This window comes from Thalassovita autumnalis (assembly GCF_001458255.1).
Classification (GTDB): domain Bacteria; phylum Pseudomonadota; class Alphaproteobacteria; order Rhodobacterales; family Rhodobacteraceae; genus Thalassobius; species Thalassobius autumnalis.
The window spans coordinates 49720-56122 of record NZ_CYSB01000023.1; the positions used below are offsets into that span (position 1 = coordinate 49720).

The window sequence follows — 6403 nt, forward strand, 5'->3', positions numbered from 1 at the left end:
GAATGGTAGCGGAGGAGGGACTTGAACCCCCGACACGCGGATTATGATTCCGCTGCTCTAACCAACTGAGCTACTCCGCCGAAGTGAGCGTGGAATTACGGCGAAGGGCGCGGGGGGTCAAGGGCGAAAATGACAAAATGCAGCAGAATTTTCGCAAGCCCTTATTTTGTTCCCTCTGCAACGCTCCGGCTGCTGTGCATGACGGGCGTCTGACAGGGATCCCGAAAACCCATTCCGCAATCGCCCGCCAATTGGTCAAATCGACAACTTAACGCCCAAAAAAACAGCAACTACCAAGCAGCCCCCACGCTCTGCCCAAAATTCAGGCAGCGCCTCTTGTTCCCGTCCCCGGCCAAGCGCCTGATGCCGTCCGGATTGTACTCAGCACGCAAGAGGCAGCGCCATCACACTGGCCACACATATCGCAACACAGGGTGCCACCCCTGCAGATACGGCACAGCAACCCCGCGCGCGTGGGCAGGCGGAGCTTGCTGTGAAATGCCGTGCGCCGAAAACGGCGATTGCCGGGCTGAAAACTTCGGGCTGCATGAAGCTGCTGTTCCCCCAGGTGCAGGAAGTCGCGATGACCGCGGTCACCCTGAACACGGCGGGGGGCATCACCGGGGGCGATCAGCTGAAGCTTAACGTCTTTGTCGGTGAAGCCGCCCATCTGCGGCTGACCACCCAGGCCGCTGAACGGGTCTACCGCGCCCACCCCGGTGAGGTTGGCAGCGTCAACACTCAGCTGCAGATCGCGGCAGGGGCCCGTCTGGATTGGCTGCCGCAGGAAACCATCCTGTTTGATCATGGTGCGCTCAACCGGCGACTGACCATCGACATGGCCGGGGATGCCCGGCTGTTGCTGGTCGAACCCCTGGTGTTCGGACGCGCCGCCATGGGTGAGGTGATCACCCAGATCACCCTGCGCGATCACCTGAGGGTCCACCGTGACGGCACACTGATCTTCGCCGATACCCTGCGGTTTGACGGGGATCTGCATCAGCAGATGCAGCGCATGGCCCTCGGTGGCGCTGCTGGCGCAATGGCCTCGGCGCTGCTGGCCAGCACAGAAGCAGAATGTGAGGCCCTGTTGCCGCAATTGCGGGCGATGCTGCCCGACAATGCCGGCGTCAGCCTGCTGCGGCCGGATCTGCTGTTCCTGCGCGCCGTTGCCACAGACAGCTTTGATTTGCGGCGCGTCCTGATCCCGGCCCTGACCCTAATGAACGGCGCGGCGTTGCCACGCACCTGGACGATCTAACGAGAGTAACCCGATGCAACTGACACCCAGAGAAAAAGACAAGCTGCTGATCGCCATGGCGGCCGAGGTGGCCCGCAAACGTCTGGCCCGTGGCGTGAAGCTCAATCATCCCGAAGCCATCGCCCTGATCACCGAAGCCGTGGTTGAGGGCGCCAGAGATGGGCGCTCGGTCGCGGATCTGATGCAGGCCGGGGCCGAGGTGATCAGCCGCGACGACTGCATGGAGGGCATCGCCGAGATGATCCACGAGGTGCAGGTTGAGGCCACATTCCCCGATGGCACCAAACTGGTGACCGTGCACGCGCCGATCCGCTGAGCGCCATGAGCATTTTTGGAACACTGAAAGAGGAGGCCCCGACATGATCCCAGGAGAAGTTTTCCCGGCTGAGGGCGTGCTGGAGTTGAACGCCGGCCAGCCTGTTGTCACCTTGATGGTGGCCAATACCGGCGATCGTCCGGTGCAGGTGGGCAGCCACTACCACTTTGCCGAGGCCAACCCGGGCCTGGAGTTTGACCGCGCCGCCGCGCGCGGGCTGCGGCTGGACATTGCCGCCGGCACCGCCGTGCGGTTTGAACCGGGACAGAGGCGTGAGGTTTCGCTGGTGCCACTGTCTGGCGCCCGGCAGGTCTATGGCTTCAACCAGCAGATTATGGGGGCGCTGGACTGATCGGCAACGGGGCAGAATACCATCTGCGCAAGGCCCAGCGTGCCTGGCTGATCTGAAAGAAAAGCGAACCGAAGACTTAAAAGACTTAGCGCAGACGCTGCGCTTCTAGCGACAACAGGAGAGGCCCATGCCTGCCACGATTTCCCGCGCGGATTATGCCGCGATGTTTGGCCCCACCACCGGCGACCGGCTGCGGCTGGCAGACACTGATCTGATCATCGAGGTGGAGAAAGACTTCACCAGCTACGGCGAAGAGGTGAAATTCGGCGGTGGTAAAGTGATCCGCGATGGCATGGGCCAGTCGCAGGCCACCCGCGCCGACGGGGCGGTGGACACGGTGATCACCAATGCCTTGGTCGTGGACTGGACCGGCATCTACAAGGCGGACGTGGGCCTGAAATCAGGCCGCATTCACCAGATCGGCAAGGCCGGCAACCCTGACACCCAGCCCGGGGTGGACGTGATCGTCGGCCCCGGCACCGAGGTAATCGCCGGCGAAGGGAAAATCCTGACGGCGGGCGGCTTTGACAGCCACATCCATTACATTTGCCCGCAACAGATTGAGGATGCGCTGCATTCGGGCCTGACCACCATGCTGGGCGGCGGCACTGGCCCCGCGCATGGAACGCTGGCCACCACCTGCACGCCGGGGCCTTGGCACATCGGGCGGATGCTGCAATCCGCTGATGCCTTCCCGATGAACCTGGCCTTTGCAGGGAAAGGCAATGCCTCCCTGCCCGCCGCATTGGAAGAGCAGGTCAAAGGTGGCGCTTGTGCGCTGAAACTGCATGAAGATTGGGGCACCACACCGGCGGCGATCGATTGCTGTCTGTCGGTCGCCGATGCAATGGATGTTCAGGTGATGATCCACACCGACACGCTGAATGAATCGGGGTTTGTCGAACACACTGTGAAGGCGATGAAGGGCCGCACCATTCATGCCTTCCACACCGAAGGGGCCGGTGGCGGCCATGCGCCCGATATTATCAAGATCTGCGGCGAAGAGCATGTGCTGCCCTCCTCCACCAATCCCACACGGCCTTTCACCGTGAACACGGTGGATGAGCATCTGGACATGTTGATGGTCTGTCACCACCTCGACAAATCGATCCCCGAGGATGTGGCCTTTGCCGAAAGCCGGATCCGCCGTGAAACCATCGCGGCGGAGGATATCCTGCACGACATGGGGGCGTTTTCGATCATCGCATCTGACAGTCAGGCGATGGGGCGTGTCGGTGAGGTGCTGATCCGCACTTGGCAAACCGCCGACAAGATGAAGAAACAACGTGGCCGCCTGGCCGAGGAAACCGGTGACAATGACAATTTCCGGGTCCGCCGCTACATCGCCAAATACACCATCAACCCCGCCATCGCCCATGGGATCAGCCATGAGATCGGCTCTATCGAGGCAGGCAAACGCGCGGATCTGGTGCTGTGGGACCCGGCCTTCTTTGGGGTGAAGCCCGAAATGGTGCTGATCGGTGGCTCAATCGTCTGCGCCCAGATGGGCGATCCCAATGCCTCGATCCCGACGCCGCAACCGGTCTATTCGCGCCCGATGTTTGGCGCCTATGGCCGCGCGGTGGAAAACGCGGCTGTCACCTTTGTTTCAGCCGCCGCAGCGGCCGAGGGGATCGGCGATACGCTGGGGCTGGCGAAGCAGGTGGTGGCGGTTGAGAACACCCGCAACATCGGCAAAAGCGCCCTGAAGCTGAACCATGCGACCCCGCATGTGGAGGTGAACCCGGAAACCTATGAGGTGCGCGCCGATGGCGAATTGCTGACCTGCGAACCAGCTGAAAGCCTGCCTATGGCGCAGCGCTACTTCATGTTCTGAGGCAGCGCGAGGGTATTTGGATCAATGCTGCAGCGGATCGGCAAACAGACGATGGATTGGCCAGCCGGGGCGGGTGCCACGGCCCTCAATCGGGGTGCATTCCACCCGAACGTTGATCTGTTCGCGCCAGTAACGGGGATTGTCGCGCACTTCGCGCGGCAGCAGCGCCGGGTCAAAATCTGTCTGGCGACGGGTCACAACCGCCACCCGGCTGGTCCGTCCGTCTGGCACCGTGCCTTCGCTGGCGTGTACCGCCGCTTCCAATGCGGCTTCGCGGTCTTTCAGGCGGGCAATCTCTGCCCGGATTTCCGCCAGTTCATCTGCCAGTCCAATTTTGTGCATCATCTTAAGTACCCCAATTACCCTTGTTTCCACCGGAGCGGCCCCGGTTTGAGAGTGTTCAAACACCCGGCCGCTCAAGGAATTTTCTGCAAGGGCCGCGCCAACCCTCATGAGTTGAACGAAGACTCCCAAAAGAATCGCATGGATCGGCAAAAATGACACAACGCAAGCTTGCTCAGACCTATATCGCCCGCCCGGATAGCCCGGTTTCCGACACGCTAACCCTCACCTATGAGGCGCGGTTCCTGCGGCGCAAGCTGTTGGTGACGGATGCTGGTGAAACGGTGCTGGTGGATCTGGGTCAGGTCACTTCACTGGATCACGAAGGCGCGCTGCAATGTGGGGATGGCACCCTGATCGGTGTGCGCGCCGCGCCGGAACCCCTACTGCAGGTTACAGGTGAGGCCCTGCCGCGTCTGGCTTGGCATATCGGCAACCGCCACACCCCCTGTCAGATTGAGGCGGAACGTCTGTTGATCCAGCAGGACCCTGTGATCCGCACCATGCTGGCCCATCTGGGCGCTGACGTGAGCGAGGTTGAGGAGCCCTTCACCCCAGAGGGCGGTGCCTATGGCCACGGTCGCACCCATGCGCATGAACATGGCCACAGCGCCCATTCTCACGCGCCGGACCAGCCACACGGGCACGACCATGCTCACTGATCCCAAGCTGCTGACGCTGACGCAATGGCTGTCGCCCGCCTACCCGGTGGGGGCATTCAGCTATAGTCACGGGCTGGAATGGGCGGTGGAGGCGGGCCATGTCACGGATGCCGCCAGCTTTGCCGAGTGGCTGCGCGATATTCTGGAACAGGGCACGGGGCGCAACGATACCATCCTGATGGCCGCGGCCTATCGATCAACGCCGGAGGCTTTGACGAAGGTCGACGCACTTGCCTGCGCTTTTGCCTCCAGCAAGGAGCGGCTACTGGAAACCCAGGCGCAGGGCGCAGCCTTCTGCAAGGTGACCGCAGCGATCTGGGGGCACATGCCACCTGCATTGACTTATCCCGTGGCCCTTGGCCATGCGGCGGCGACCCAAGGCATTCCGCTGGATCAGACCGCGGTGATGTATCTGCACGCTTTTGCCTCAAACCTCTGCGCGGCCGCAATGCGTCTGGTACCGCTGGGCCAGACCGAGGGCAACCAAGTGCTGCATCAGCTGGCCCCGATCTGCGAAGCGGTGGTCGCCGCGGCGCTGCCCCTCACCACAGACGATCTGGGCGGCGCCTGCGTCCTGGCCGAAATCGCATCGATGAAACATGAAACCCAATACACAAGGCTGTTTCGCACATGAGCAAATTGAACGGACCCCTGCGCGTCGGAATCGGCGGCCCGGTGGGCGCTGGCAAAACGACCCTGACCGCCAACCTCTGCAAAACCCTGGGGGCGAAATACTCCATCGGGGCGATCACCAATGACATCTACACGCAAGAGGATGCCGAGGCCCTGATGCGACTGCAGGTGCTGGCGCAGGACCGGATCATCGGCGTAGAAACCGGCGGTTGCCCACATACCGCCATCCGCGAAGACGCCTCTATCAATCTGGCCGCCGTGGAGGAAATGCAGAAACGCCACCCTGACGTTGAGGTGGTGCTGATCGAAAGCGGCGGGGACAACCTCTCGGCCACTTTCAGCCCGGAACTGGCGGATCTGACACTCTATGTCATCGATGTGGCCGCCGGCGAAGAGATCCCCCGCAAGGGCGGGCCGGCGATCACCAAATCAGATCTGCTGATCATCAACAAAACCGACCTCGCCCCACATGTTGGCGCATCGCTTGAGGTGATGGAACGGGACGCAACCCGCATGCGCGCCGGCCGGCCCTTCATCTTCGCCGCCCTACGCCATGGCCAGGGCGTGGAAGACATCGTCGCCAAGATCGAAGAGATCGGCGGGCTGGGGTAGTTGGAGAGGCAGGCGCGGGTTGGCAGGAACAGCAGCGCTACTCTGGTGTTGCGGCGGCGCAGAGGAAGTCTGCTTTGAGCCCAATTGAACTCTAGTACTTCAGCATAATGCAGAATTTGACTGCAACCGTCGTACAACTAAGAATAAGGGATTGGGTGAAAGCCAAACCTCTTCATTAGGTACTTCTGATATTGTTTAGGCATGACATAGATGAGGTCTAGCCGTTCTTCATTCGAAATGTCTCTTTTTTCCATAAGAGCTTGTACAAAAAAGTACATTGCACCTTCATCCTGCGTCAGGACCGAAGAATGTTCTGTGCCAAGCAATGCTATTTCGTATCCGTCCGGTATCGGGGCGGTTTCAGGCTTTTTCGGGGCGCCAGTTCCAT

9 protein-coding genes and 1 tRNA gene are annotated in these 6403 nt (G+C 61.3%); 7 read left to right on the forward strand and 3 right to left on the reverse strand.

Annotated elements, in window-relative coordinates; translation table 11 throughout:
• Nucleotides 1-3 precede the first annotated feature (3 nt).
• A tRNA-Met gene (locus TL5118_RS05570) sits at nt 4-80 on the reverse strand.
• A gap of 341 nt (nt 81-421) precedes the next feature.
• Here TL5118_RS05570 and TL5118_RS05575 point away from each other — a divergent pair.
• From TL5118_RS05575 to ureC, 4 genes are all read left to right on the forward strand, one after another.
• Nucleotides 422-1261: an urease accessory protein UreD gene (locus TL5118_RS05575; protein WP_058242448.1), complete on the forward strand. Its 840-nt coding sequence runs from the start codon at nt 422-424 to the stop codon at nt 1259-1261.
• A 13-nt stretch (nt 1262-1274) separates the two neighbouring features.
• The gene (locus TL5118_RS05580; RefSeq protein WP_058242447.1) at nt 1275-1577 is read left to right on the forward strand and encodes an urease subunit gamma; all 303 of its coding nucleotides are present in this window, start codon (nt 1275-1277) and stop codon (nt 1575-1577) included.
• Between the two features lie 43 nt (nt 1578-1620).
• The gene (locus TL5118_RS05585; protein ID WP_058242446.1) at nt 1621-1929 is read left to right on the forward strand and encodes an urease subunit beta; all 309 of its coding nucleotides are present in this window, start codon (nt 1621-1623) and stop codon (nt 1927-1929) included.
• 127 nt (nt 1930-2056) lie between these two features.
• Nucleotides 2057-3766, forward strand: a complete 1710-nt coding sequence (ureC, locus tag TL5118_RS05590; RefSeq protein WP_058242445.1) for an urease subunit alpha — start codon at nt 2057-2059, stop codon at nt 3764-3766.
• Nucleotides 3767-3787: 21 nt separating this feature from the next.
• On the opposite strand, the gene TL5118_RS05595 is transcribed toward ureC, so the two are convergent.
• Nucleotides 3788-4111 (reverse strand): hypothetical protein, encoded by a 324-nt coding sequence (locus tag TL5118_RS05595; protein WP_058242444.1) that lies wholly within the window; start codon nt 4109-4111, stop codon nt 3788-3790.
• Nucleotides 4112-4263: 152 nt separating this feature from the next.
• On the opposite strand from TL5118_RS05595, the gene TL5118_RS05600 reads away from it, so the two are divergent.
• The 3 genes from TL5118_RS05600 to ureG are packed head-to-tail and all read left to right on the forward strand — an operon-like array spanning nt 4264 to nt 6015.
• On the forward strand, nt 4264-4770 hold the full coding sequence (locus TL5118_RS05600; protein ID WP_058242443.1) for an urease accessory protein UreE: 507 nt from the start codon (nt 4264-4266) through the stop codon (nt 4768-4770).
• Entirely contained in the window at nt 4760-5404 is a 645-nt protein-coding gene (locus tag TL5118_RS05605; protein ID WP_058242442.1) for an urease accessory protein UreF, read from the forward strand. Before TL5118_RS05600 ends, TL5118_RS05605 begins: the two co-directional genes overlap by 11 nt.
• On the forward strand, nt 5401-6015 hold the full coding sequence (gene ureG, locus TL5118_RS05610; protein ID WP_058242441.1) for an urease accessory protein UreG: 615 nt from the start codon (nt 5401-5403) through the stop codon (nt 6013-6015). The genes TL5118_RS05605 and ureG overlap by 4 nt, the downstream gene beginning before the upstream one ends.
• A 137-nt stretch (nt 6016-6152) precedes the next feature.
• Here ureG and TL5118_RS21520 read toward each other — a convergent pair.
• A partial coding sequence (locus TL5118_RS21520; protein ID WP_207383438.1) for a hypothetical protein occupies nt 6153-6403 on the reverse strand: 251 nt, incomplete at its 5' end.